This is a genomic window from Umezawaea endophytica, from assembly GCF_025061645.1.
Lineage (GTDB): Bacteria > Actinomycetota > Actinomycetes > Mycobacteriales > Pseudonocardiaceae > Umezawaea > Umezawaea endophytica.
Map to the genome: position 1 here is coordinate 30,539 of NZ_JANYMP010000015.1, position 24,160 is coordinate 54,698.

At 68.2% G+C, this 24,160-nt stretch carries 25 protein-coding genes; 16 read left to right on the forward strand and 9 right to left on the reverse strand.

The features are described from left to right. Positions 1 to 520: 520 nt before the first annotated feature. The 4 genes from pdhA (at position 521) to NZH93_RS28120 (ending at position 5,182) form a co-directional block, all read left to right on the forward strand. Positions 521 to 1,717, forward strand: coding sequence for a pyruvate dehydrogenase (acetyl-transferring) E1 component subunit alpha (pdhA, locus tag NZH93_RS28105; protein WP_259626232.1), 1,197 nt, complete (start codon positions 521 to 523; stop codon positions 1,715 to 1,717). Beyond that, positions 1,717 to 2,781: an alpha-ketoacid dehydrogenase subunit beta gene (locus tag NZH93_RS28110; protein ID WP_259626233.1), complete on the forward strand. Its 1,065-nt coding sequence runs from the start codon at positions 1,717 to 1,719 to the stop codon at positions 2,779 to 2,781. The genes pdhA and NZH93_RS28110 overlap by 1 nt, the downstream gene beginning before the upstream one ends. A gap of 13 nt (positions 2,782 to 2,794) precedes the next feature. After that, entirely contained in the window at positions 2,795 to 4,171 is a 1,377-nt protein-coding gene (locus tag NZH93_RS28115) for a dihydrolipoamide acetyltransferase family protein (protein WP_259626234.1), read from the forward strand. 90 nt (positions 4,172 to 4,261) lie between these two features. Next, the gene (locus NZH93_RS28120; protein ID WP_259626235.1) at positions 4,262 to 5,182 is read left to right on the forward strand and encodes a MerR family transcriptional regulator; all 921 of its coding nucleotides are present in this window, start codon (positions 4,262 to 4,264) and stop codon (positions 5,180 to 5,182) included. Between the two features lies 1 nt (position 5,183). Here the strand turns inward: NZH93_RS28120 and NZH93_RS28125 are convergent, their stop codons facing one another. Next, positions 5,184 to 5,561, reverse strand: a complete 378-nt coding sequence (locus tag NZH93_RS28125; protein WP_259626236.1) for a VOC family protein — start codon at positions 5,559 to 5,561, stop codon at positions 5,184 to 5,186. Between the two features lie 64 nt (positions 5,562 to 5,625). Here NZH93_RS28125 and NZH93_RS28130 point away from each other — a divergent pair, with 64 nt between their 5' ends. The 5 genes from NZH93_RS28130 (at position 5,626) to NZH93_RS28150 (ending at position 10,012) form a co-directional block, all read left to right on the forward strand. Further along, a complete protein-coding gene (locus NZH93_RS28130) occupies positions 5,626 to 6,027 on the forward strand; it encodes a hypothetical protein (protein ID WP_259626237.1) in 402 nt (133 codons plus the stop codon). A gap of 178 nt (positions 6,028 to 6,205) precedes the next feature. Continuing rightward, positions 6,206 to 6,667, forward strand: coding sequence for a hypothetical protein (locus NZH93_RS28135; RefSeq protein WP_259626238.1), 462 nt, complete (start codon positions 6,206 to 6,208; stop codon positions 6,665 to 6,667). Between the two features lie 907 nt (positions 6,668 to 7,574). Further along, positions 7,575 to 8,522: a hypothetical protein gene (locus NZH93_RS28140; RefSeq protein WP_259626239.1), complete on the forward strand. Its 948-nt coding sequence runs from the start codon at positions 7,575 to 7,577 to the stop codon at positions 8,520 to 8,522. 6 nt (positions 8,523 to 8,528) lie between these two features. Next, positions 8,529 to 9,077, forward strand: a complete 549-nt coding sequence (locus NZH93_RS28145) for a hypothetical protein (protein WP_259626240.1) — start codon at positions 8,529 to 8,531, stop codon at positions 9,075 to 9,077. Positions 9,078 to 9,250: 173 nt separating this feature from the next. Then, positions 9,251 to 10,012 carry a tyrosine-type recombinase/integrase gene (locus NZH93_RS28150; protein ID WP_259626241.1) on the forward strand — a complete coding sequence of 254 codons (762 nt, stop codon included), beginning with the start codon at positions 9,251 to 9,253 and terminating at the stop codon, positions 10,010 to 10,012. Positions 10,013 to 10,033: 21 nt separating this feature from the next. On the opposite strand, the gene NZH93_RS28155 is transcribed toward NZH93_RS28150, so the two are convergent. Together NZH93_RS28155 and NZH93_RS28160 are read right to left on the reverse strand one after the other, a co-directional pair. After that, positions 10,034 to 11,248: an acyl-CoA dehydrogenase family protein gene (locus NZH93_RS28155; protein WP_259626242.1), complete on the reverse strand. Its 1,215-nt coding sequence runs from the start codon at positions 11,246 to 11,248 to the stop codon at positions 10,034 to 10,036. Positions 11,249 to 11,261: 13 nt separating this feature from the next. Then, positions 11,262 to 11,897: an SCP2 sterol-binding domain-containing protein gene (locus tag NZH93_RS28160; RefSeq protein WP_259626243.1), complete on the reverse strand. Its 636-nt coding sequence runs from the start codon at positions 11,895 to 11,897 to the stop codon at positions 11,262 to 11,264. Between the two features lie 96 nt (positions 11,898 to 11,993). Between NZH93_RS28160 and NZH93_RS28165 the strand changes: the two genes are divergently transcribed. After that, positions 11,994 to 12,656: a TetR/AcrR family transcriptional regulator gene (locus NZH93_RS28165; protein ID WP_259626244.1), complete on the forward strand. Its 663-nt coding sequence runs from the start codon at positions 11,994 to 11,996 to the stop codon at positions 12,654 to 12,656. Here the strand turns inward: NZH93_RS28165 and NZH93_RS28170 are convergent, their stop codons facing one another. Then, complete coding sequence (locus tag NZH93_RS28170) at positions 12,657 to 13,211, reverse strand: TetR family transcriptional regulator (protein WP_259626245.1); 555 nt, start codon at positions 13,209 to 13,211, stop codon at positions 12,657 to 12,659. An 87-nt stretch (positions 13,212 to 13,298) separates the two neighbouring features. Between NZH93_RS28170 and NZH93_RS28175 the strand changes: the two genes are divergently transcribed. After that, positions 13,299 to 14,210 (forward strand): SDR family oxidoreductase, encoded by a 912-nt coding sequence (locus NZH93_RS28175; RefSeq protein ID WP_259626246.1) that lies wholly within the window; start codon positions 13,299 to 13,301, stop codon positions 14,208 to 14,210. Here NZH93_RS28175 and NZH93_RS28180 read toward each other — a convergent pair. Continuing rightward, on the reverse strand, positions 14,198 to 14,998 hold the full coding sequence (locus NZH93_RS28180) for a MaoC family dehydratase (protein WP_259626247.1): 801 nt from the start codon (positions 14,996 to 14,998) through the stop codon (positions 14,198 to 14,200). The two genes, NZH93_RS28175 and NZH93_RS28180, sit on opposite strands and share 13 nt — an antisense overlap. Continuing rightward, a complete protein-coding gene (locus NZH93_RS28185; RefSeq protein WP_259626248.1) occupies positions 14,998 to 16,296 on the reverse strand; it encodes a 3-oxoacyl-ACP reductase in 1,299 nt (432 codons plus the stop codon). The genes NZH93_RS28180 and NZH93_RS28185 overlap by 1 nt, the downstream gene beginning before the upstream one ends. 54 nt (positions 16,297 to 16,350) lie before the next feature. Here NZH93_RS28185 and NZH93_RS28190 point away from each other — a divergent pair, with 54 nt between their 5' ends. Continuing rightward, a complete protein-coding gene (locus NZH93_RS28190; protein WP_372506888.1) occupies positions 16,351 to 17,628 on the forward strand; it encodes an acetyl-CoA C-acetyltransferase in 1,278 nt (425 codons plus the stop codon). A gap of 115 nt (positions 17,629 to 17,743) precedes the next feature. Further along, the gene (locus NZH93_RS28195) at positions 17,744 to 18,112 is read left to right on the forward strand and encodes a winged helix-turn-helix transcriptional regulator (RefSeq protein ID WP_259626250.1); all 369 of its coding nucleotides are present in this window, start codon (positions 17,744 to 17,746) and stop codon (positions 18,110 to 18,112) included. On the opposite strand, the gene NZH93_RS28200 is transcribed toward NZH93_RS28195, so the two are convergent. Together NZH93_RS28200 and NZH93_RS28205 are read right to left on the reverse strand one after the other, a co-directional pair. After that, positions 18,106 to 19,185 (reverse strand): aldo/keto reductase, encoded by a 1,080-nt coding sequence (locus NZH93_RS28200; protein ID WP_259626251.1) that lies wholly within the window; start codon positions 19,183 to 19,185, stop codon positions 18,106 to 18,108. The genes NZH93_RS28195 and NZH93_RS28200 overlap by 7 nt on opposite strands. 195 nt (positions 19,186 to 19,380) lie before the next feature. Beyond that, on the reverse strand, positions 19,381 to 20,013 hold the full coding sequence (locus tag NZH93_RS28205; protein WP_259626252.1) for an SIMPL domain-containing protein: 633 nt from the start codon (positions 20,011 to 20,013) through the stop codon (positions 19,381 to 19,383). A gap of 144 nt (positions 20,014 to 20,157) precedes the next feature. Between NZH93_RS28205 and NZH93_RS28210 the strand changes: the two genes are divergently transcribed. The 3 genes from NZH93_RS28210 (at position 20,158) to NZH93_RS28220 (ending at position 23,664) form a co-directional block, all read left to right on the forward strand. Further along, the gene (locus NZH93_RS28210; protein WP_259626253.1) at positions 20,158 to 21,351 is read left to right on the forward strand and encodes an ATP-binding protein; all 1,194 of its coding nucleotides are present in this window, start codon (positions 20,158 to 20,160) and stop codon (positions 21,349 to 21,351) included. A gap of 262 nt (positions 21,352 to 21,613) precedes the next feature. Further along, positions 21,614 to 21,760 (forward strand): hypothetical protein, encoded by a 147-nt coding sequence (locus tag NZH93_RS28215; protein ID WP_259626254.1) that lies wholly within the window; start codon positions 21,614 to 21,616, stop codon positions 21,758 to 21,760. 548 nt (positions 21,761 to 22,308) lie between these two features. Next, a complete protein-coding gene (locus NZH93_RS28220) occupies positions 22,309 to 23,664 on the forward strand; it encodes a serine protease (RefSeq protein WP_259626255.1) in 1,356 nt (451 codons plus the stop codon). Here NZH93_RS28220 and NZH93_RS28225 read toward each other — a convergent pair. Then, on the reverse strand, positions 23,644 to 24,159 hold the full coding sequence (locus NZH93_RS28225; RefSeq protein ID WP_259626256.1) for a Clp protease N-terminal domain-containing protein: 516 nt from the start codon (positions 24,157 to 24,159) through the stop codon (positions 23,644 to 23,646). The two genes, NZH93_RS28220 and NZH93_RS28225, sit on opposite strands and share 21 nt — an antisense overlap. Between the last annotated feature and the right edge of the window lies 1 nt (position 24,160).

Sequence of the window (24,160 nt, forward strand, 5' to 3'; positions counted from 1 at the left end):
CGTCGACGCGTGCAGGAAGCCCTGACGTTAACAAGACATCAGATGTCTGTGTAGCTCAGATCACAGAGTCCGGCTGTTTGGCGTAGCCGATGAACTAATTAACCGCACTTGGTTGCTGCGGACGAGGTAAAGCGACTTCCCGAATGGTCGGATGTCTCCTGGATCGGTCTCCAGGCTCGGAGACCGCCCTTGATGATCGTGCTCAAACCTGTCCGGGACGTGGGCAAGAGGTTAACGAACGGTAACCGGGACAGCGGTGTTCGGTCACCGAACTTGGTGCTCGGAGGCCAAAAGGTTGCCCTTCCGACTGTTCTCCCAGTTCAGAGCGCTGGTCGGAGTGTTACGAAGTGGGATGGCACTCACCAAGTCGGGTGGGGCCGTGTCAGGATGTGGATGAGAACCACCGTCAGCGCCGACGGTTGACCGACGCCCCCACAGGGGCGGAGGCGGCTGGCGGTGCATTGCCGCACACACGTCGCCACAAGCGACCGGGCGGCCTCGTAGACGAGGAGAAGGCGCAATGTCGTCCCCCGAGCAATGGACGCACCCCGAGCCGGCGTCGGCTCCGGCCGCGACCGCGGCGAAACCGACCGCGGAACAGGTGATCGCAGGTTTGCGAGCGACCGACCAAGGTGACGTCAACCTGGTGCAACTGCTCACCCCCGAGGGGGAGCGCGTCCAGCACCCGGACTTCGACATCGACATCACGGCGGAGGAACTGCGCGGCCTCTACCGCGACATGGTGCTCATCCGCCGCGTCGACCGCGAGGCCAACGCGTTGCAGCGCAAGGGCCAGCTCGGCATCTGGGTGCCGCTGCTCGGCCAGGAGGCCGCGCAGATCGGCGCAGGCCGCGCGATGCGCCCCGACGACATGGCGTTCCCCAGCTACCGCGAGCACGGCATCGCCTGGACCCGCGGCATCCACCCCACCGACCTGCTGGGCATCTTCCGCGGGACGGACATGGGGAGCTGGGACCCGGTGGAGCACAAGTTCCACCCGTACACGATCGTCATCGGCAACCAGGTCCTCAACGCGACCGGGTACGCGATGGGCCAGAAGTTCGACGGCAAGGTCGGCGACGCCGACGGTGAAGCCACGATGTGCTTCTTCGGCGACGGCGCCACCAGCCAGGGCGACGTGCACGAGGGCTTCGTGTGGGCCGCCGTCTACGACGCGCCGCTCGTGTTCTTCTGCCAGAACAACCAGTGGGCCATCTCCGAGCCGACCGAGCGCCAGTCCCGCCTCCCGCTCTACCAGCGGGCCCGCGGCTACGGCTTCCCCGGCATCCGGGTCGACGGCAACGACGTCCTCGCCACCCTCGCGGTCACCCGCTGGGCGCTGGAGGAGTGCAGGCAGGGCAACGGCCCGATCCTGATCGAGGCCTTCACCTACCGGATGGACGCGCACACCACGTCCGACGACCCGTCCCGCTACCGGCTCTCCGACGAGCTGGAGCTGTGGAAGCTCAAGGACCCCATCGAGCGGGTCAAGGTGCACCTGGTCAAGCAGCAGTGGGCGGACAGCGCGTTCTTCGAGTCGATCGAGCAGGAGTCCGAGGCGCTGGCGGTCGAGCTGCGCGAGTTCTGCGTGAACATGCCCGACCCGCCGCCGGAGCGGATCTTCGCCAACGTGTACGCGGAGGGGAACCCCGTGCTGGAGGCCCAGCGCGACGAGTTCCTCGCCTACGTCGAGGGTTTCGCGGGAGGCGAGCACTGATGGCCGCTCCGACGATGAACCGCGCGGGTTCCGACTCCGGTGACTCCGCCGTGCAGACGTTGACGATCTCCAAGGCGCTGAACATGGGGCTGCGCGCCGCGATGGAGGCGAACCCGAAGGTCCTCATGATGGGCGAGGACATCGGCAAGCTCGGTGGCGTCTTCCGCATCACCGACGGGCTCCAGAAGGACTTCGGCGAGCAGCGCGTCCTGGACACGCCGCTCGCGGAGTCCGGCATCATCGGCACCGCCGTGGGTCTCGCGATCCGCGGCTACCGGCCGGTGTGCGAGATCCAGTTCGACGGCTTCATCTTCCCCGGCTTCGACCAGATCGTCAGCCAGGTCGCGAAGCTGCACTACCGCACCCAGGGCAAGAACAAGCTGCCCATGGTGATCCGCGTGCCCTTCGGCGGCGGCATCGGCGCCGTGGAGCACCACTCCGAGTCGCCCGAGTCGTACTTCGCGCACACCGCCGGTCTCAAGGTCGTGTCGTGCTCGAACCCGACCGACGCCTACTGGATGATCCAGCAGGCCATCGACTGCGACGACCCGGTGCTGTTCTTCGAACCGAAACGCCGTTACTACGAGAAGGCGCCGGTCGACACGACCAAGGCGCCCGGCCCGCTGTTCGAGTCGCGCGTCCTGCGCACCGCGTCCAATTCCGCCTCCGCTGGGACGAGCACGTCGGCCGGACAAGCCGCCACCCTCGTCGGCTACGGCCCGATGATCCGGGTGTGCCTCGACGCGGCCAACGCCGCCGCCGAGGACGGCACCGAACTGGAGGTCATCGACCTCCGCACGCTGTCCCCGCTCGACCTCGGCCCGGTGTACGACTCGGTGCGCCGCACCGGCCGCCTCGTCGTCGTCAGCGAGGCGCCCAGCGAGAGCTCCATCACCAGCGAGATCGCGGCGAAGGTCCAGCAGGAGTGCTTCTACTCCCTCCAGGCCCCGGTGCTGCGCGTGACCGGGTTCGACACCCCCTACCCGCCGTCGAAGCTCGAGGAGGAGTTCCTCCCCGACCTCGACCGGGTGCTGCACGCCGTCGACCGATCACTCGCCTGGTAAGGGGAACCCTGTCATGCCGCAGTTCAAGCAGTTCCCCATGCCCGACACGGCGGAGGGGCTGACCGAGGCCGAGATCCTGACCTGGAACGTCCAGGTCGGGGACGCGGTGAAGGTCAACCAGATCATCGTCGAGATCGAGACGGCCAAGGCCGCCGTCGAGCTGCCGTGCCCGTGGGACGGCGTCGTCACCGAGCTGCTGGCCGAGGTCGGCCAGACGGTGAACGTCGGCGTCCCGATCATCACGATCGATGTCGATCCTTCCGGCGCGGCGGCACCCGCCGCACCCGCTCCGGTCGCCGCGGAACCGGCCACCAACGGCGCCTCCTCCGGCAAGATCGGCGAGGAGATGCCGGGCGGCCGCATCGCGACCCTGGTCGGCTACGGCCCGCGCGCGGGAGCCGCGAAACGCCGTGCCCGCAAGGGATCCGAGCCCGTGGCCGCACCTGCCGCTCCCGTCGCCGTGGCCGCGCCCCCGGCCCCCGTGGCCGCTCCTCCGGCTCCCGCTCCGGTGGCCCAGCCCGGCGGTTACGTCCCGCTGGCGAAGCCGCCGGTCCGCAAGCTGGCCAAGGACCTGGGCGTCGACCTGTACGCGTTGACCGGCTCCGGCGCCAACGGCGTCATCACCCGCGAGGACGTCGAACAGGCCGTCGCCGCACCGGTTCCCGCACCCGTGTCCACAGTGGACAACGGCACGCGGGAGCGCAGGGTGCAGATCAAGGGCGTCCGCAAGGCGACCGCGCAGGCGATGGTGGACAGCGCGTTCACCGCGCCGCACGTCACCGAGTTCCTGACCATCGACGTCACGCCGATGATGGAACTCCGCGCGCGCCTGAAGACCTCACCCGCGTTCCGCGACGTCAAGGTCACGCCGCTGACGTTCGCCGCCAAGGCCGTCGTCCTCGCCGCCAAGCGGACCCCGGACGTCAACGCGACCTGGGACGCGGCGGCGGGCGAGATCGTCTACAAGGACTACGTCCACCTCGGCATCGCCGCCGCCACCCCGCGCGGCCTGGTCGTGCCGAAGGTCCGCGACGCGGACCGGATGTCCTTGCGCGAGTTGGCGGTGGCGCTCGACCAGTTGGCCACGACCGCCCGCGACGGCAAGACGTCACCGGCGGACATGATGGGCGGCACCTTCACCATCACCAACGTCGGTGTCTTTGGCGTCGACACCGGCACCCCCATCATCAATCCGGGGGAGTCGGCCATCCTCGCCCTCGGCGCCATCCGCGACATGCCGTGGGTCGTCGACGGCCAGGTCGTCCCCCGCAAGGTCTGCCAGCTCGCACTGAGCTTCGACCACCGCGTGGTCGACGGCCAGCAGGGCTCGCAGTTCCTCGCCGACGTCGGCGCCCTCCTGGCCGACCCCGCCATGGCGATGACCTACTAGTCACCCCTCCGGAACGCCGGGAGCGCACGACGGCTCCCGGCGTTCCGCGCGTGCGAAGCCCTTGACCCTCCAGCGACTGGAGAGTTCACGATGGTTCCCGTGACGCACTACTCGATCGGCGACCTCGCCAGGCTGACCGGCCTGTCCACCAGGACGATCCGCTTCTACTCCGACGCGGGGCTCGTGCCCGTCGTCGGCAGGACGGGCGGCGGCTACCGCTCGTACGACGTGGCGGGCCTGAACCGGTTGAAGCTCCTCCGCACCCTGCGCGACCTCGGCGTCGACCTGCCGACCGCGCAGCGCGTGCTGGAGGACGAGGTGGGGATCACCGAGGTGGCGCGCATTCACGCGGACGCGATCGACGCGCAGATCAGGACCTTGCGGCTGCGCCGCTCGGTGCTGCGCGCGGTCGCCAAGGGAGGGGAGATGGAACTCGTGAACGAACTGGCCAGGCTGTCGGACGAGGAGCGGCAGCGCATCCTGGACGACTTCTTCGAGGACGTGTTCGGGGGCTACGACCTGGAGCCGGGCTTCGACGCGATGATGCGCTCGGTGCGCGTCGAGCTGTCGGACGACCCGACCACCGAGCAGGTGGAGGCGTGGGTCGAGCTGGCGAACCTGGTGCAGGACGAGGACTTCCGGGCGAGCATCCGCCGGATGTCGGAGCGGCACGCCGAACTGCGGGCCGCGGGCGAGGACATGAGCGCGTCCAGCGCTGAGCAACTGGGGGCGTTCACCTACTCGGTCGAGCAGGCCCGTGCCGCGCTGGACGCGGGCGTGGCCCCGGATTCGGCGCGGGCGAAGGAGATCGTCGCCGCGGTCAACGCCAGGTGGGCCGAGGCGCTCGACATCCCGAACGACGAGCGGCTCGTCGAGAAGCTGCGCGAGTATGAGTCGTTCTCCGACCCGCGCGCCGAGCGCTACTGGCAGTTGGTCGCGGTCCTCAACGACAGGCCCGCCATGCCGGACACCGCGGCGGAACGCGAGTGGCTGCGGCTGGCGGGCGGCTGACCTACTCCCGGACCAGGCAGAACGGGTGGCCCGCCGGGTCGGCGAGCACTCGCCAGACCCGGCAGGCCGCACCCGCGTCGAGCAGCGTCGCGCCCAGCGCGACCGCGTCGGCCTGCGCCGCGTCGAGGTCGGCGACCCCGACGTCGAGGTGGAACTGCTGCGGCCGTTCCGGATCGGGCCACGCGGGCGCCCGGAAGTCGTCCACGCCCTGGAAGCACAGCACCAGCCCGGTGGGGGTGTGGAGGGTCGACCACAGCTCGTCCAGCGTCCACCGCCGATCGGGCTGGTCGACCTCACCGCCGAGGAGCCCTCGGTAGAACTCCGCCAGCACCGCGGGTTCGGCGCAGTCCAGGACGACGCATTGCAGGTTGCCGATCACGCCGCACACACTAGGCGGGAACCAGGCGCCCGACGACGGCGTTGTTGCATCCGGGGGTGGGCCGATGACGGCGTGGAGGCGGTGGATCGCGGACCTGTTCCGCCGCGGGGAACCTCGTCGGGGCGGCACGGTGGCGAGCAGGCTCGCCGAGTTCGAGTCGGGCGGCGAACCCGTCATCGCCGCCGCGGTGCTCGCCGACGGCGTGTGGCGGCAGGGAAGGCTCAAAGCGGGCCGCTACCGGCTGGTGTGGTGGGTGCCCGGCGAGTCGGGCGTGCTCGACTTCAGCCGCCGCGACGGCGTCGTGGAGAGCTTGGGCGGCGTGGACGTCGGCAACGGCTGGACCATCGACCCGAACATGGTCGTCCTGCACTACCGCCGCGGCCCGAACGTCACCCACCTCGCCGTGCCACCGGCAGAGCTGGAGCTGGTCAGCCGCATCCTCCCGCTACCCCAACGCCGCGGCTGATGTTCGATATGTCCTTTTCGGCCACTCCTGTTGAGACGAACCGTTCAGTCTGCTGATGTTCCCGCATCCTGGAACAACTCCTGGCCCACATGTCATCCGGCGCAGGAACGACGCCGTTCGGAATGGCGTCCGCCAAACCGCGTCGTCCTCCCTCACCGTCATTTGAGAGCATGTAGGCGTGGACATCGTGGCGCAGTGGGTGCGAACCGTGTGGACAGAGGACGCGACCGGCGGCTCCGCGGCGACCTTGCCGGTCGCCTTCGAACTACCGGAGCTGGCTCCGCTGCTGACCCACGAGGTCACCCAGCAGGAGTGGCACGACTTCGCGCCCCACTCGACCGTGCACCACGGCCGCCCGGACGAGAACCAGGTCACCCTGCACGAGGAGGCCGACCGGGTCAGGGTGAACTTGCAGGTCTCCCCCATCGGCCGCCCCTTCAGAGCCAGACGCCCCCCAGCGGTCTGGGTCAAGCAGGGCGAGGTAGTCCGCTGGCAGATCAACTACCGCTACTCAGGCCTAACGACGGACGCCTGGATCTACGCCCTAGACACCCTCAACGTGGCCTGCGGCCCAGTAGCGGAAGACGTCTTCCTCTCCACCCCAACCCACCACGTCAGCGAACTGGTGAATTTGTTCTAGGCGATATCGCTTTCCTCGCCACTGTTGCCGAACCGGCGGCACTGACGCCTTTCATGCCGCTCAACACCAGCCTTTGAATCACCCTAGGCCAGGCGTCTCCGACCCGGCCTAGGGTGATCGAGTCACTTGGTGTACACGCCGGAAATCGTCCTGGCCACGACCAATCGCTGAATTTCGCTGGTCCCTCAAAGATGGCGAAGATCTTGCGCAGTCCCTCATGGACTAGAGCCATGTCCTTTGTATACGGCCTCTGAACAGCGCGTTCCTTCTCAAAGTCTGTCATCGTCGATTGACCTTCTCCAGCGTCTCACGGCCTGTAGACGGCCTGAGAGTTGATCAAGCTCTCTCGGCACCACCCCGACACACAGCCGGATCAGGCGCTCCACAGCGACAAATCAAGGCCCGTTTCCACGCCTTGACGCACCGTTGCAGAGCGTCACCGACACCGGCCGTGTTGGGGTGGTGCCTTCGCCATGTCTGGGGACCAGGTGCTCATTGGCCGATGGCGCGAAGCGTCGGCGGGCGGTCGATCGACGTGCCCAGCTCTCTACGGTGACCAGCCACGCGATCGTCCCGACGGGGGCAGGCTGACAGCAGCTCTTGTACCCCCTGCGCCGCCAGCGGTGGCGCTGCCGCCGGTCGCCTGCGCCACGCCGCCCGGCCGCCAGACGGAGCGAAGCGGGAGCCTGGCGTGCCGGATGGATGCGGACACGGTGCCAAGGTGACAGGCCTAGCGCGCCGCCGCTGGCGGCGCGCCTTGATCACATAGAGCCAAGTTCGGCAATGAGCGAAGGAGACTAGCCTGATCGAGCGAAAATTGAATATCGTTGGATTATATCTGTAACGATATTGCCTGGCTTTTGATAAACTATGCTAGTCGACGCGTTAAGTAGGACGACGGAGGTCAATGATGACTTCATATGGGTTCAGGGTTTTTGAGTTGAATGCTACTCCGGTTAGGAAGATGCATAGGATTGCGTTCACCGATCCTGAGCCTGATGGTTTGCATTCGACTATTCGGGAAACTTTGGAAGATCGCGTCAGTGGTGATGGTGAAGCAAATAAAGATAAGGGTTCATTCACCCGATTTGACAGGGTGGATTCAAATGCCTGGGGGATTCTGGTAACTGTAAGTGGGGGCTATTATGGTGAGCCGGGTGAGGTTGTCGACGTTGCGAACAGGAGGCGTTCGAGGCGTATCTCGTCTACAGATGCGGTATTGCGAGAATCTCGAGTGTTGATGCTAGTTCCTCCGTATGGTGATGCTGGGCTAATTATTGCTGAGACTCGCGGACGGTCTCATCTCACCGCTAACGTTCTGACGGCCTTGAACAACGATTTCAAAGATCGTGGCCTCAAACTCCGTACTGTAACCGATCTTGCTGACGAACATGCCTGGTCAAGATTTCTTGACTCGGAAGAAATTGGCATCCGATCAGTTGAACTTGTTCAAAATACTCGATCCTCAGATCGAACCAACTTCACAGGAGAGAATGTTAGAAGAAGCACGTTGAGGATCGATCTTGAGGATGGGACCGATCTTAAGAGTCGTCTTTCTGCTGCCGTAAACGCGTTGCGCGGTACGCGTGAGCCTCCTAATTTGGCAGGAATGATCGGTTTGGCCCATTATCGAGATGAAGATTTCGATGAAGAACGAATCATTGCTGTGGTCGACGGGAGGGACAGGACCATTCGGATTTCGTCTGGATGGCCGAGTTTCACCTATGCTATCGACGGCGATGATCGACCGACTGACCAGGAGTTTGTTGATGAAGCTTGCAACGTGGCTTCGACAACATTCCCGGCTCTGAACGTCGAACTCGCAGTAAACTGGCGTCCTACCTTGGGAGAGTAGAGGACAATGGCCAAGCCGCTTCAGCGCTTCAACCCTTGGCCTATTGTTCTATATCATAACAAAGCGAATCGTGCGGAAGGTGAGGATAAGGCCACTCGACCCGAACTGTTGCTAATGTATGGTCTTCCTACCCTTATTGGTGCTGTATTTGTGGTATTTCGAGTTCGCCTCGGCGGAGTTCCCCAATTGCTGGCAGCAACTTCACTGCTAGTTGGCGTTATGATTAGTGTATTCGTTTTCTTGGCCAACTTGAGGGTAAAAGTGCATGAAGTTGCAGAATTTAAAGAGCGCAGAAGTCTGCGAAAGCTAATAGCTTCATCGGCAGTCGGGGCGCTTTATGTTTCATCTGTTTCGATGACTCTTTCTTTGTGTCTCGCTTTGATTGCTTCAGTCCCTGCTCTCGGTAATCCTGGATTCATTTCGTTTATATCGTCTGCTATTGCGGCGTGGCTTCTTGTTCATTTGGTCGTCAGCCTTGCTTCTGTTCTTCGAAGGCTATTCGGAATATATGTTACTATGTTTAGAAGTGACTTTTCGGCGGAACTTGATCCTTAGTCTGAGTGGAGTATAGTTCCTAACTATCATTTGAACTCGCGCGCCGCCTCGGCTCGACGCGAAGATATTTTGAATCTTGCTTCTGTTCAAGTAGTTTCCGATTGCGCCTATGTTGCTATTGCTTACGATCGCGACCTGTCCTCCCATTTTTTGCCAATGTACTATTCGTTCGTGTGCGCCAGGTGTTGCCTGCGCGCCTGCAAGTGCTTCCTTTTCAATTATTTCTAAAGACTTCTCAATCCTGTGCACCTCTTGCGGCACCGCGCAAGGTCGTGCCGTGGGCCGAATCCCGGCTACGCGCACTCCAACTGGCACTGCCCGCGCGGTTCAAGGTCGCTGCCTTGCTGGGGGCGGGCGGCGGGATGCGCCAAGGGGAGATCCTGGCGTTCTCGCCTGACGACGTTGACCGGGACGCGATGGTGATCAACATCGGTCGTCAGCTCCGGCTGATCAACCGGACGCTGGTCTACTCGCTCCCCAAGCGCGACAAGGAGCGCCAGGTGCCGATCTCGGCTGGTGTGCTGGAAGCCCTCGACACCTACCAGGAGACGTACCCGGCCATTCCGGTCACGCTGCCGTGGGACGAACCGAACGGCGCACCGGTCACCGCGAACCTGCTCATGGTCCGGGACGACGGCAACGCGCAGAGCGGCGACCTGTTCAACAAGGTGGTGTGGGTTCCGGCCTTCAAACAGGCCGGGCTCACCTACACGAAACGCCAGGACGGGATGCACGCGATGCGGCACTTCTACGCCTCGACGTTGCTCACTCAGGGTGTGTCGATCAAGGAGCTTGCGGAGTACCTGGGCCACCAGGACCCCGGCTTCACGCTCCGGACCTACACCCACCTCATGCCGTCCAGCCACCAGCGAGCGAGGAAGGCAGTGGACGGGGTCTTCAAGCCGCGTAAGACCCCGTCCACTCAGACGGCCTGAGGACGGCCTGGGGTGATCAACTCAGCGGATGTAGACCCCGGAAATCGCCCTGGCCACTACCAATCGCTGAATTTCGCTGGTCCCCTCGAAGATGGTGAAGATCTTCGCGTCCCGGTGCATCCGCTCCACCGGGTGGTCTCGCGTGTATCCCGCGCCGCCCAAGATGTGGATGGCCCGCTCAGTCGCCCACACCGACACCTCGCCCGCCTTCAGCTTCGACATCGACCCCTCACCCGCGGTGAACGGCACGTTGTTGCGCCCCATCCACGCCGCCCGCCACACCAGCATCCGGGCCGCGTCGATCTCCATCCGCATGTTCGCCAGGTCGAACGCGATCGACTGGTTCTCGATGATCTTCCGCCCGAACGCTTCGCGTTCCTTGGCGTACTCCAGCGAGTACTCGTAAGCCGCCCGTGCGACCCCGATCGCCATCGCCCCGACGGTCGGCCGGGTCGTTTCGAAGGTCGCCATGGCCGCCTGGCCGCCGGACTTCTGGCCCTCACGGGCCCGCGCCAGTCGTGCGTCGAGCTTCTCCTTGCCGCCCAACAAGCACCGTCCCGGCACGCGCACGTCGTCCAGGAACACGTCCGCCGTGTGCGACGCCCGCATCCCGTGCTTCCGGATCTTCCCCGGACTCGACACCCCGGCGGTGCCGGGCGGGATGATGAAACCGGCCTGGCCGCGTGACCCCAGGGAGGCGTCGACGACGGCGGTGACCACGTGCACGTTGGCGATCCCGCCGTTGGTGGCCCACGCCTTCTGCCCGTTGAGCACCCACTCGTCGGTGGCCGAGTCGTACCGGGCGCGGGTGCGGATGCCGGCTACGTCCGAGCCCGCCTGTGGTTCGGACGCGCAGAACGCGGCCAGTTTCGGGTCGTCCTCGGTGCCGAAGCACTCGGGTACCCACTCGGCCAACTGTTCGGGTGTGCCGGACGCGAAGATGCCTGCCGCGGCGAGGCCGGTGCCCATGAGGGACAGGGCGATGCCCGCGTCACCCCAGAACAGCTCCTCGGTGGCGATGGGCAGTGACAGGCCGATTGGGTCGGCGAACCACGTGGCGAGCGCCTCGAACCCGTAGAGGCCGATCTTGGCGGCTTCCTGGATGACGGGCCATGGGGTTTCCTCGCGTTCGTCCCACTCGGACGCGGCGGGGCGGATGACGTCCTTGGCGAAACCGTGCACCCAGTCGCGCAGGTCGGTCTGGTCCTCGTTCAGCTCCAGCGAGAAGCCACCCATCGAACTTTTCTCCTCAGGCCTTCGGAATGGTGAACAGGCTCATGAACCCGGCGGCGAAGCCCAAGTCCCCCTTGACCTTGAGCTTGCCAGTCATGAACAGCACCGGGGCGGACGCGTTGCCGGTGGCCAGCTTGAGGAACTCGACCGGGCTCAACGTCACGCTCGCCCTGGGCTCGCGGGTCTCGCCCTTGTTGATCGTGCACGTGGCGTCCTCGATCACGGCCTCGTAGGTGTCGAGCCCGGTCTCGCCGAAACCGCCCGTGAGGTGGAAGTGGACGACGGCCCTGGTGGCGCCCGCGCGTTCGCCGCGGAAGTGCGACTCCATGCGTCGGAACACCTCGTCGAGCACGCGTTCGCGCAGGCCGGGCCTACCGGTGACGGCTTCGATCTGGTCCTTGGACGCGCGCGAGACGATGCGCGCGAAGTTCTGCGGGTCCAGCTTGGCCAGGTCGAGGTCCGCGTCGCCGAAGGCCGCCAGCAGGTCGGCGAACTCGTCCTTGCCCAGCTTCTTCGGGTCGACGCCCATGGCGATCACGTCGATGTCGACGTCCTTCGACGCGGGATCGGCGGGGTCGATCTGCTTGAGTGTGCTGATCAGCTCGGACGGGCTGAGCTTCGCGATCGCCTCGGTGGTGAGGTCGATGGTCATGGACGCCTCCTGTACCTACTCATCAGTAAATCTACTGGCGAGTAGGTACGTCCGCAAGGTGGCCGAGTAATCTTGTTCCAGCCTTCAGGGGGTGCGATGCACGCAGACCAACCGGTCCGTACCGGTAGAGCCAAACGATTGCCGCGCGCGGTGCGTGAACGCCAGATCATGGACGCCGCCGTGGACGTCTTCTCGCGCCTCGGATTCCACGCCGCCTCGATGGACGAGATCTCCGAGGTCGCGGGCATTTCCAAGCCGATGCTGTACGCCTACCTCGGCTCCAAGGAGGAGCTGTTCGCGACCTGCATCCGCCGTGAGGCGACCGTCATGATGGAGGCCATCGCGGGCGGCGTCGAGCCGGACCAGCCGCCGGACGTGCAGTTGTGGAGCGGGCTCCGCGCGTTCTTCGACTTCGTCGGCGAGAACCGCGCGAGCTGGCAGGTCCTCCACCGCCAGGCCAGTTCCCAGGGCGGTCCGTTCGCCGCCGAGCTGGCGGAGATGCGGGGCCGCGCCGTCAGCCTGGTCGCCGCGCTCCTCGTGCACAGCTCGCGGTCGGACGAGGTGCCCAGCACCTCGGAGCAGGAGGCGGAAAGCCTTGCCGCGGCACTGGTCGGCGCCGGTGAGTCCTTGGCGGACTGGTGGCTGGACCACCCGGACGAGCCCGCGGGCGTGGTCGCGTCCCGGCTGATGAACCTGGTGTGGATGGGCTTCGGCGACCTCGTGCAGGGCAACATCTGGCACCCGCCGTCACGTCGTTAGCTACGCCGTGGGGATCCGCCCGAACGAGTCGTGCATGACCTCGACGAGCGAACGGTCCCCAGGGCCGGTCGTCCACTGCTCGAACGCCACCCGGAACACCGCGACCCCCACCTCGGCCGCCAGGCTCGCCGCGGGCTCGTCGACGCCACGCTGACGCAGGCCGTCGGCGAGCGCGCGCGACCACGCGGCGAGCTTGGCCAGCTCGCGTTCCCGGAGTTCGGCGTGCGTGGTGATGATCTGCTGCCGCCGCCGCGAGTGGTCGTGGTCGTCGCCGATGAGCGCGACCACGGCGTCGAGCGCGGCCCTCACGGTGCCGAGGGGCGTGGTGTCCGGCGGCACGGTGTCGAGCGTCGCCACCAGTCGTTCGCGCACGGCGTCCGTCCCGGCGAACAGGACTTCGCGCTTGTCGACGAAGTACCGGAAGAACGTGCGTGAGGTGACGCCCGCGCGCTGGGCGATCTCGGCGACGGTGGTCTGGTCGTAGCCGCGCTCGAAGTACAGCTCCATCGCGGCCTGTCCCAGTCGGCCGCTCGCGCCCGGCTGCCATCGTCCCATGCGGCCGAGTGTAGCGATGGCACAATGTGACATCGGCGTGCTAGCGTGATGTCGTAATGTGACATCACTGCGCACTCGGGAGATCCCATGCACGTCTTCGTCACCGGCGCCTCCGGGTGGATCGGCTCGGCGGTCGTGACCGAACTGCTCGTCGCCGGGCACGAGGTGCTCGGCCTGGCCCGGTCCGACAGGTCCGCGGACGCGGTCGCCACGCTCGGCGCCAAGGTGCACCGCGGCTCGCTCGACGACGTGGAGTCGTTGCGGGCCGGGGCGGTACAGGCCGACAGCGTCGTCCACCTCGGCTACCACCACGACTTCTCCCAGATGGAACTGGCCGCGCGGCTCGACCGGAGCGCCATCGACGCGTTCGGCGACGTGCTCGCCGGCACCGGCGGTCCGCTCGTCATCGCGTCCGGCGTGGCGGGCCTCGGCGGCGGCGAACTCGTCACCGAGCGGGACACGCCCGACCCCGCCTCGCACGTGCGGGTCGCGAACGCCGCGGCGGCGCTGGCGCTGGCCGATCGGGGCGTGCGGTCCATCGCCGCCCGGTTCGCGCCGACCGTCCACGGCCCCGGTGACCACGGTTTCGTGGCGACGCTCGTCGACCTCGCCCGGCGGCACGGGTTCTCGGGCTACATCGAGGACGGTGCGAACCACTGGCCCGCCGTGCACCGGCTCGACGCCGCCGTGCTCGTCCGGCTCGCGGTCGAGTCGGCCCCTGCGGGCTCCGTGCTGCACGCCGTCGACGAAGAGGGCGTGCCGACGCGCGAGATCGCCGAAGCCATCGGCCGGTCCATCGGCGTCCCCGCACGGTCGGTGCCCGCCGCTCAAGCCGGCGAGCACTTCGGGTGGCTCGGCGGGTTCTTCGGCATGGACTGCGTCGTGTCGAGCGCCATCACCCGTGACCTGCTCGGGTGGAAGCCGGAGCGGCCCGGTCTGCTCGCCGTGATCGACGCCGGTGGCTACGCGGACGTTGCCCCGCACGCTCAGACCGGCTGAACAACGCCTCTGAGGTGCGGTTTCCCGGTCTTCGGGTGGTGCAGGGCGAACCGCGACCCGTCCGGTGACGCGGAGAAGTCCACGGTCGCGGGCAGCAGCACGGGTGCGCTGAACCGGACGTCGACCGTGTACGCGTCCGGCAGCCGTCCCTCCAACGCCGCCAGGCACCGCGCCTTGGTCCACATGCCGTGCGCGATGGCTCGCGGGAAGCCGAAAGCCTTGGCGGCCAACGGGTGCAGGTGGATCGGGTTGCGGTCGCCGGACACCTTCGCGTAGCGCCTGCCGACGTCACCGGGTACCTGCCACACCGCCGTCGACGGTGGTGGGTCCGCGGGTGTGCCGGAGCCGGAACCGTTGTCGCGCTTGAGGTACGTCGACGTGTCCGTCCACACGGTCTCGCCCGCCACGGCGGCGGTCGTGACGACGTCGAACTGCCGCCCGCGTTCGTGCGGTCGCAGGTTCTCGGTGTGGACGCGCAGCGACAGCGGTTCGGCGACGGCCAACGGCCGGACCTGGGTGATCCGGTTGCCGATGTGCACCAGGCCGGGCAGCGCGAACGGGAACGCGCGCTCGGTCATCAGCTCCAACTGCGACGGGAACCCGAGCACGTGCGGGTAGGTGATCGGCACGGTGTCGCCGACGCGGAAACCGCACACCTCGTTATATGCGGCCAGGTGCGCCCGGTCGACCACGACGTCGGTCGACCGGGTGGACGGCGGCAGCGCGTCGCCGCCGTGCAGGAACCCGGTCAGCCCGGCCTTCGCGTAGAGCAGCGCGAGGTTCGCCATCACGCCCCCAGCAGCATCTGGCCGCACACGCGGACCACGGTGCCGTTGACGCCGGTGGACGCCGGGTGCGCGTACCAGGCGATGGTCTCCGCGACGTCCACCGGTAGCCCGCCCTGGGACAGGCTGTTCAGCCGCCTGCCGACCTCGCGCGTCATCAGCGGCACGCCGGCGGTCATCGCGGTCTCGATGAAGCCCGGCGCGACGGCGTTCACCGTGCTGCCGCGACCGGCCATCTCCTCGGTCAGCGCCTCGACGACGCCGATCACGCCCGCCTTGGACGTGGCGTAGTTCGTCTGGCCCGCGTTGCCCGCGATGCCCGCGATCGACGAGACGCCGATGATCCTCCCGTTGCCGCGCAGCGCGTTCGTCCCCAGCAGCGCCGCGTTGATCCGCTCCTGGCTCGTCAGGTTGACCGCGATCACGGCGTCCCAGCGGCTGGAGTCCATGCGCCCCAACGTCTTGTCCCGCAGCACGCCCGCGTTGTGCACGACCACGTCGACGCCGCCGTGCCGCTGGGTGAGGTGGTCGACCAGCCTGGCGGGCGCGTCGGCGGCGGTGATGTCCAGTTGCAGCGAGGAACCGCCTACGCGGTTGGCCACCTCGGACAGGTCGCCGCCCTGCGCGGGCACGTCCAGGCACACGACGTGCGCCCCGTCGCGGCCGAGCACCTCGGCGATCGACGCGCCGATGCCGCGGGACGCGCCGGTCACGAGCGCGACCTTGCCCGCCAGCGGCCGGTCCCAGTCGGCGGGTTCCTCGACGGTCGCGCGGCCGATGCGGATGACCTGGCCGGACACGTACGCGGACTTGGCCGACAGCAGGAACCGCAGCGTCGACTCGATGCCGTCCTCCGCGCCTTCGGCGACGTGGACGAGCTGGACCGTGCCGCCGCGCTTGAGTTCCTTGCCGACGGACCGGGTGAAGCCCTCCAGCGCGCGCTGCGCGACGCCCGTCCCGCCGCCCAGCACGAGGACGCGGCCGGACGGGCCGAGCGAGCGGATCACCGGGTGGAAGAACTCGTGGACCTCGCGCAGCCTGGTCGTGTCGTCGATCCCGGTCGCGTCGAACACCAGCGCGGCGTACTCCTGGCCGGTCACGGCCTCGCGGTGGACGTCGACCTGCTCCAGGACCGCCGCGACGGGGTCGACCAGCCGTCCGGTCCCGCCGAGCAGCACCGGCCCGGCCAGGAGTGGCTGGCCGGGGGTGAACCGGCGCAGCGGGTACGGGTCGGGCAGGCCGAGCCTGCCGACGACGAGGCGTCCGATCCCGGACTTGGCGAACCGCTGGTACCGATCCATCCCACGCTCCCTACTCGCTGGTAAGTCTACTGATCGGTAGGTAGAATGGCCAGCATGGCTGACATCAAGCGCGTCGCGATCCTCGGTGGCAACCGGATCCCCTTCGCGAGGTCGAACGGGCCCTACGCCACGGCGTCCAACCAGGCCATGCTGACCGCCACCCTGGACGGTCTGGTCAGCCGCTTCGGCCTCCAGGGCGAACGGCTCGGCGAGGTCGTGGCGGGCGCGGTCCTCAAGCACAGCCGCGACTTCAACCTCGTGCGCGAAGCCGTGCTGGGCAGCAGGCTCGCCGCCGACACCCCCGCGTACGACCTCCAGCAGGCGTGCGGCACCGGGCTCCAGGCCGTGATCGCCGTCGCGAACAAGATCGCGCTGGGCCAGATCGACTCCGGCATCGCGGGCGGCGTCGACACCACCAGCGACGCGCCGATCGGCGTCAACGAGGGCCTGCGCGCCGTGCTGCTGGAGTTCAACCGCACGCGCGGCACCGCGGGCAGGCTCAAGCTGCTCGCCAAGCTCCGCCCGAGCCACCTCGTCCCGGACGTGCCGCGCAACGGCGAACCGCGCACCGGCCTGTCCATGGGTGAGCACGCCGCGATCACCGCGAAGCTGTGGGACATCACCCGCGAGGACCAGGACGCGCTGGCCGCCGCCAGCCACCACAACCTCGCCGCCGCCTACGACCGCGGCTTCTTCGACGACCTCGTCACGCCGTTCCTCGGCGTCACCCGCGACCAGAACCTCCGCCCCGACTCCAGCGTCGAGAAGCTGGCCGCGCTCAAGCCCGCCTTCGGTCGCGGCGACGGCGCCACCATGACCGCGGGCAACTCCACGCCGTTGACCGACGGCGCCTCGGCCGTGCTGCTGGCCAGTGAGGAGTGGGCCGCCGCCCACGACCTGCCCGTGCTGGCCTACCTCACGTTCACCGAGACCGCCGCCGTCGACTACGTGCACGGCGCCGAAGGCCTGCTCATGGCCCCCGCCTACGCAGTGCCTCGCATGCTCGCCCGCGCGGGCCTCGCCTTGCAGGACTTCGACTTCTACGAGATCCACGAGGCCTTCGCGTCCCAGGTCCTGGCCACCCTCGCCGCCTGGGAGGACGCGGACTACGGCAAGGCCAGGCTCGGCCTGGACACCCCGCTCGGTTCCATCGACCGCTCCAGGCTCAACGTCAACGGCTCCTCGCTGGCCGCGGGGCACCCGTTCGCCGCGACCGGCGGCCGGATCGTCGCCACCCTGGCGAAACTGCTGGCCGAGAAGGGATCCGGCCGCGGTCTGATCTCGATCTGCGCCGCTGGGGGCCAGGGCGTCACGGCGATCCTGGAGCGCTAGCCGCCAGGGAGTTATCCGTATCCGGTAGGCATCTAGGTTCCTGATGCATACTTACAGTGCGGGGAAGGCCGACCATCGTCAACAACGCACTTCAGGGATCGCGGGGGACACCGACATGACCACTCCCGAGACCGGGATCGTCTACCGGTCCGACTGCCCCAGCCGCCCGATCCTCGACCAGATCGCCGACAAGTGGTCGATGATGGTGATGGCGGTCCTCGACGAGCCGCGCCGGTTCAACGACGTCAAACGCCGCCTCGAAGGCGTCACCCAGCGGGTCCTGACCCAGACCCTGCGCCGCTTGGAGCGCAACGGGATGATCGTGCGCCGAGTGTTGCCGACCTCGCCGATCGGCGTCGAGTACTCGCTCACGCCGCTCGGCGAATCCCTGCGGGAGCCGTTCGGCAGGCTGTACGCCTGGACGGTCGAGAACGTAGACGAGATCCAGGCGCGGCAACAGGACTACGACCGCCGCGCTCAGTAGCGGGTCGCGCTCTCCAGCAGCGGCGGGTACACGGTGGACGTGCGGCCGTCCACGGTCGCGCCGCCGAACTGGAGCATCGGGCCCACCTGCCGGTTCAGGTCGTGCGGGTAGTCCAGGCTCGGCGCGGACACCTGGTCCAGTACGGCGGTCTGCTCGGCGGTGAGCCGCACGTCCAGCGCGGCGAGGTTGGCGGTCAGGTGGTCGACGCGCCGAGGGCCGACGATGGGCGCCGTGACGGTGGGGCGGTCGCGGAGCCAGGCGAGCGCGACGGCCGCCGACGTGGTGTCCAGGTCGCGGGCGACGGCGGCGACCGCGTCGACGACCTCGTACTGCTCGTCGCTCGGACCACCGGTGATCTGCCCGCGCCTGGTGTCCCGCGGCTGTTCGCCCCGGCTGTACTTGCCGGACAGGTAGCCGCCCGCGAGCGGGCTCCACGGCAGGACGCCCATGCCGGAGTCCTGGGCGAGCGGGACGAGTTCGCCTTCGACGGTGCGCGCGAGCAGCGAGTACTCGACCTGGAGCGCGATGACGGGCGTCCACGCGCGCAGCAGGGCGGTGGTGTTGGCCTGCGCCGTGTACCAGGCGGGCGTGTTGGAGAACCCGAGGTAGCGGACCTTGCCCGCGGTCACCAGGTCGTCCAGCGTGCGCATCGTCTCCTCGACGGGCGTGTGCGCGTCCCAGTTGTGCAGCCACAGCAGGTCGACGTGGTCGGTCCGCAGCCGCCGCAGCGACTGCTCGACCTGCGCGAGGACGGCCTTGCGCCCGCCGCCGCCGCCGTTCGGGTCGCCGGGGTGCATGTTGCCGAAGAACTTCGTGGCGAGCACGACGCGGTCGCGCAGGCCGGGGCGGGCGGCGAGGAAGTCGCCGAGGATCGCCTCCGAGTGACCGTTGGTGTAGAAGTTCGCCGTGTCGACGAAGTTGCCGCCGTGGTCGAGGTAGGTCCGGAGGATCAGCTCCGACTCCTCGACGCCGCAGCCCCAGCCGCCCTCCTCGCCGAAGTTCATCGCGCCCAGGCAGAACGGGCTCACGCGCAGCCCTGACCGGCCGAGGGTGACGTAGGAGTCCAGTGCCATGTTCGTGCTCCCTGAGGTAGTGGGGTGCTTGACTCGCCACCTCAGGAGAACACCGCCGGCTGGGCGAACGGTAGAAAGATCCTCTTGCCTTGTTGCACGATCCTGCTTTTCGGCGCGCGACCCCGGATGGTCGCGTCGCGCCAATCGAACAGGTGTTCGAGTTGTCCACAGGTGTGGATGGACCTGTGGACGGCGCTAGTCGAGCAGCGACCAGGTGGCGCTGCACCGCACGGTGACCGTGATCTGCTGCGGCTCCAGGCCGAGTTGGTCGACCTGCACCGGTGTGCCGGGGCTGCCGCCGTACCCCGCGAACGACCTCGCCGACATCGCGGTGTCCATCTGCCACTGGTCGCCGCCGTCGCCGTCGGACAGCCGCACCAGCGGGCCGAGCCTGCGGCCGAGCGCCTCGGCGTAGCCCTGGGCCCGCAGCCGCGCGTCGGCGACGGCGTCCTGCTGGGCCTCGAACACCGCGTCCTTGGTGTCTGTCAGGTCCCACGACGGGCCGTTCAGCCAGGTCGGTTCGGCGAGCACGAGCGCCGCGAGGAGCCCGTCCAGCTCGGCCAGGTCCGTCACCCGCAGCACGTACCGCTGACTCGCCCGGCTGCCCGCCTTCGTGTTGCCGTCCCAGTTGTCGTGCACGGACAACTGCCGCGACCGGACCTCGATGCCCGGCCGGTTCAGCAGCGGTTCCACCGTGGAAACGCGGCTGGTCAGCGCTTCGACGGCCTCGTTCCGCAGTCCGCCGGACGTCTCGAAGCTCACGTCAACCTGTGCGCGGTCCGCGGTTCGCTCGACCGTGCCCGTCCCCTTCGTCAACACCTCAGCCACAGCGCCCAGCCAACCCCGCCACCGGATCATCCGCAACGATTGGTCTGTCTAGCGTGAGCACTAGAGAGTGGTAGAGGACGAAACACCGCGGAGAAGTCTGCCCGAATATCGGCTCGACCCTAGATACGGCGATAGCGTGCGGGCGTGGACCCGGTGCGCAACCCGTTCGCCCCCGGCGCAGGCCAACGTCCGCCCGAGCTCGCCGGGCGGGACAAGGAGGTCGGCGCCTTCGAGGTCGTGCTGGAACGGGTCGCGCGCGGCCGTCCGGAACGCAGCCTCGTGCTCACCGGCCTGCGCGGCGTCGGCAAGACGGTGCTGCTCGGCGAGCTGCGCTCGATGGCGCTGCGCCGCGGGTGGGGCGCGGGCAAGATCGAGGCCCGGCCGGACGCGGGACTCCGCCGTCCGCTGGCCGCCGCCCTGCACCGCGCGATCCGCGACCTCGCCGTCCGGCACCGGGCCCCGGACCGGGTCGAGGCCGCGCTTGGCGTGCTCAAGGCGTTCGCGCTCCGCTCGAACCCGGCCGACGCGAAGCTCCGCGACCGCTGGCAGCCCGGCATCGACGTGCCCGCCACGTCCGGCAGGGCCGACTCGGGTGACATCGAGATCGACCTGGTCGAGCTGTTCACCGACGTCGCCGAACTCGCGCAGGACGTCGGCACGGGCGTCGCGCTGCTCATCGACGAGATGCAGGACCTCCGGCCGGACGACATCTCCGCGCTGTGCGCCGCGTGCCACGAGCTGTCCCAGTCCGGCGCGCCGCTGGTCGTGGTCGGCGCGGGCCTGCCGCACCTGCCCGCCGTCCTGTCGGCCAGCAAGTCGTACTCCGAGCGCCTGTTCCGCTACGTCCGCATCGACCGCCTGAGCCGCGAGGACGCCGACCGCGCCGTCCTCGCCCCGGTCGAACGCGAGGACGCTGGCATCGACGTCGAGGCGCTGGACGCCCTGTTCGACGCCTCCGGTGGTTACCCGTACTTCATCCAGGCCTACGGCAAGGCCGCGTGGGACGCCGCGCCGGACGACCCGATCACCGCGCTCGACGTGTCGGTGGCCGCTCCCGAGGCCGACGCCGAGCTGGCCGTCGGCTTCTTCGGCTCGCGCTACGAGCGCGCGACGCCCGCCGAGCGCGAGTACCTGCGCGCGATGGCCGAGATGACCGACGGCAAGGACGCGGGCGTCAACACCGCCCAGGTCGCCGAGCACCTGGCCCGCAAGCCGTCGTCGCTCTCGCCCGCGCGGGACAGCCTGATCAAGAAGGGCTTGGTCTACTCGGCGGAACGCGGGCAGATCGCGTTCACCGTCCCGCACTTCGGCCGCTTCCTCCTCGGTCGCGAGGACTAGGCCTCCCACCTGCGAGGACGCGGCGCATCCCGCTGTATCCGGTTCTCTAGCGCGGATGCTAGAGAGCTGCTCGGACGCGCAGGTGGCCCATTCGGTGACAGCAGGTGTATGGCAGGCGAATCGTGGGGGTTATCCAGGTCACTGCCGATGATTCATCGGCCTGTGCCCCAACTCACCGGATAAACGGGTGCGTTCGCGCGGTCGAAGGTGCATACTTGAGCTACACAACCGAAGACGACCTCTGGAGAGGGAAGTAATACCGATGAACATCACCGCGAAGCTCCGCGCCCGTCGTGTCGAAGCTCGCAACCGCAAGGCCGTTGCCCGCGCCATCGACATGGCGTCCACGCCGGCCATGCGCCACGAGCTGATCGCCATCGCTCAGAACCAGATGACCACTCTCCGCTGAGACCTCGCCGCCGCGACGTCACCTGTCGACACCAGGTGAGCGCCCCGTCGCAGAGCGCGAGACCTCGGGGAACGGACGAGGGTCCTGGCAGGCCTCCCGCGTGCCAGGACCCTCGTCACCTCGGCTGGAACAGCGTCGGATCTCCGTGATCCAAGTCACGTCCGCAAGGGTGTGTAACGGTTCCCGAGCGCCGTTCGATGTTCCAGATGACCCCGCGATGCTGTCGGACCCCCGACCTGGCAGCACCGCGGGGTTTCTTCATGCCCGGACCGGGGAGCGGGTACCGGATTTCGCCGATCCGCCACCCGCCCCCGCGCTCACCGGCCCCCGCGTCCGCCGCACGGGAACCGCCCCCTCACCGGGTGGCGCACCCCGTCCAGGCCTCCTCGGAACCCCGACCCCACCGGGACTTCCCGCACCAACGCGTCTCCACCACTGATCCCCCTCCGCGACGACGTGGGGAAACCCTCCCACCCGGCACCGACAATTCCGGTCTCCCTCCGATCGGCCGGTGCCCCTGCCCTCAACCGGCCGATACGTTCGCTCACGTGACCCGGCTGACGCGGCTCCTCATGGTCCTGCTCCTGGCTCTTTCCCAAGTGGCGGTGGGGATTCCCCCTGACCTGGACGACGAGCTGGCGGGCATCCGGGGCCTGCGGGTCATCAGCAAGACCACCGCGGGCGCCTACCAGTACTACGTCCTCGGCTTCCAGCAGCCGACGGATCACCGGCACCCGGAGCGGGGCACCTTCGAACAGCGGATCTCCTTGCTGCACAAGGACGTCAGCCGTCCGATGATCCTGCACACCACCGGCTACGGCCTGCCGGGCGGCCCCGGCCTCTCCGAGCCCGCCAGGCTGGTGGACGGCAACCAGCTCAGCGTCGAGCAGCGCTTCTTCACCCCGTCCCGCCCGTCCCCGACCGACTGGCGGGACCTGACCATCTGGCAGGCGGCCAACGACCACCACCGGATCGTCCGGGCGTTCCACCGGATCTACCGGGCCCAGTGGCTCTCGACCGGTGCCAGCAAGGGCGGCATGACCTCCGTCTACCACCGCCGCTTCTTCCCGAACGACGTCGACGCCACGATCGCCTACGTGGCCCCGAACGACGTCGACGACCGCAGGGACGTCTACGGCGACTTCATCGCGGACGTGGGCACCGACGACACCTGCAACCGCCGCTTGGAGGGCGTCCAGCGCCAGCTCCTCCAGCACCGCGACGAGGTCGCCGAGATCATGCTGTCCAGGGGCTACACCTACAACACCCTGTTCGGCACACCCCAGAAGGCGTTGGAGATCCTCGTCCTGGACACGCCGTTCACCTTCTGGCAGTACCAGACCCAGGCCGACTGCGTCCTCGTCCCCGGCCCGGACGCCACCGTGGCGCAGCTCGTGAAGTTCATGGACGACACCGTCGGCTTCGACTTCTACACCGACGCCGGCGTGGCCCCGTACACGCCGTACTACTACCAGGCGGGCACCCAGCTCGGCTCGCCCGAAGCGGACGAGCGGGCCGTGGCGGACCTGTTGCGGTACCCCGGTTCCAGCGTGCCCAGGTCCTTCGTCCCCGCCGACATCCCGATGCGGTTCCAGCCCGGCGTCATGCGCGACGTCGACAACTGGGTCCGGCACGCGGGCCGCACCCTGCTGTTCGTCTACGGCGGCAACGACCCGTGGGGCGCCGAACCGTTCCGCCTCGGCCGCGGCACGCGCGACTCGTTCAGCTTCACCGTTCCGGGCGGCAACCACGGCGCGAACATCGCGAAACTGCCTGAGGCGCAACGGGACCAGGCCACGCGGACGGTGCTCCGCTGGGCCCGCGTCGAAGCTCCGGTCATGGCCGCGACGCTCGACGGCCCCGGTCCGGACGACCTGTCCGAACTACGCCGCCGCCCGCGGTAGCTGCCTGCTCCACAACGTCCGCAGGTCCGCTCCGAGCCGGTGCAGGATCCGCACGGACTGGTTGTCCCGGTCCGCGAGCAGCCCCAGCACGAGGTGGGGCTGCTGGACCGACGTCCCGCCGCGGTGGGCGTGGTGGAGCGCGACCTCGACGGCCTTCCTGGCGTGCGCGGTCAGCACGAACTCGGTCGTCGGCCCGGTGAGCGTGACGCGCAGCGGCCGCAGCGGTGACCGCCGCAACCGCCACCCGCCGGGGTCGTCGCCGAGCTTCGGGCGCAGCACGTCGACGTCGATCCCCAGCGTCGCCAGCAGTTCCCGGTCCGTCGGACCGCTGATGCGCGACCGGACGGCGTCGGCCGTGACGTCGTCGACGGCGTGCGCCTCGGCGAGCGCCAGCAGCAGGAAGTCCGTGTCGAGCGTGCGGCGGCCGTACTCACCTGCCAGCCGACCTGCGCGGACGACCGCGCGGCGGGCGGTCGCGTCGAAGCGGGCGAACATC

Bases quoted from the DNA above. Each gene is read 5' to 3' on its own strand.
- NZH93_RS28215 (WP_259626254.1), top strand. From the start codon at position 21,614: ATGAACATCACCGCGAAGCTCCGCGCCCGTCGTGTCGAAGCTCGCAAC.
- NZH93_RS28225 (WP_259626256.1), bottom strand. From the start codon at position 24,159: ATGTTCGCCCGCTTCGACGCGACCGCCCGCCGCGCGGTCGTCCGCGCA.
- NZH93_RS28160 (WP_259626243.1), bottom strand. From the start codon at position 11,897: ATGACCATCGACCTCACCACCGAGGCGATCGCGAAGCTCAGCCCGTCC.
- NZH93_RS28120 (WP_259626235.1), top strand. From the start codon at position 4,262: ATGGTTCCCGTGACGCACTACTCGATCGGCGACCTCGCCAGGCTGACC.
- NZH93_RS28185 (WP_259626248.1), bottom strand. From the start codon at position 16,296: ATGGATCGGTACCAGCGGTTCGCCAAGTCCGGGATCGGACGCCTCGTC.
- NZH93_RS28165 (WP_259626244.1), top strand. From the start codon at position 11,994: ATGCACGCAGACCAACCGGTCCGTACCGGTAGAGCCAAACGATTGCCG.
- NZH93_RS28110 (WP_259626233.1), top strand. From the start codon at position 1,717: ATGGCCGCTCCGACGATGAACCGCGCGGGTTCCGACTCCGGTGACTCC.
- NZH93_RS28155 (WP_259626242.1), bottom strand. From the start codon at position 11,248: ATGGGTGGCTTCTCGCTGGAGCTGAACGAGGACCAGACCGACCTGCGC.
- pdhA (WP_259626232.1), top strand. From the start codon at position 521: ATGTCGTCCCCCGAGCAATGGACGCACCCCGAGCCGGCGTCGGCTCCG.
- NZH93_RS28195 (WP_259626250.1), top strand. From the start codon at position 17,744: ATGACCACTCCCGAGACCGGGATCGTCTACCGGTCCGACTGCCCCAGC.
- NZH93_RS28200 (WP_259626251.1), bottom strand. From the start codon at position 19,185: ATGGCACTGGACTCCTACGTCACCCTCGGCCGGTCAGGGCTGCGCGTG.
- NZH93_RS28190 (WP_372506888.1), top strand. From the start codon at position 16,351: ATGGCTGACATCAAGCGCGTCGCGATCCTCGGTGGCAACCGGATCCCC.
- NZH93_RS28145 (WP_259626240.1), top strand. From the start codon at position 8,529: ATGGCCAAGCCGCTTCAGCGCTTCAACCCTTGGCCTATTGTTCTATAT.
- NZH93_RS28170 (WP_259626245.1), bottom strand. From the start codon at position 13,211: ATGGGACGATGGCAGCCGGGCGCGAGCGGCCGACTGGGACAGGCCGCG.
- NZH93_RS28115 (WP_259626234.1), top strand. From the start codon at position 2,795: ATGCCGCAGTTCAAGCAGTTCCCCATGCCCGACACGGCGGAGGGGCTG.
- NZH93_RS28140 (WP_259626239.1), top strand. From the start codon at position 7,575: ATGATGACTTCATATGGGTTCAGGGTTTTTGAGTTGAATGCTACTCCG.
- NZH93_RS28180 (WP_259626247.1), bottom strand. From the start codon at position 14,998: ATGGCGAACCTCGCGCTGCTCTACGCGAAGGCCGGGCTGACCGGGTTC.
- NZH93_RS28175 (WP_259626246.1), top strand. From the start codon at position 13,299: ATGCACGTCTTCGTCACCGGCGCCTCCGGGTGGATCGGCTCGGCGGTC.
- NZH93_RS28130 (WP_259626237.1), top strand. From the start codon at position 5,626: ATGACGGCGTGGAGGCGGTGGATCGCGGACCTGTTCCGCCGCGGGGAA.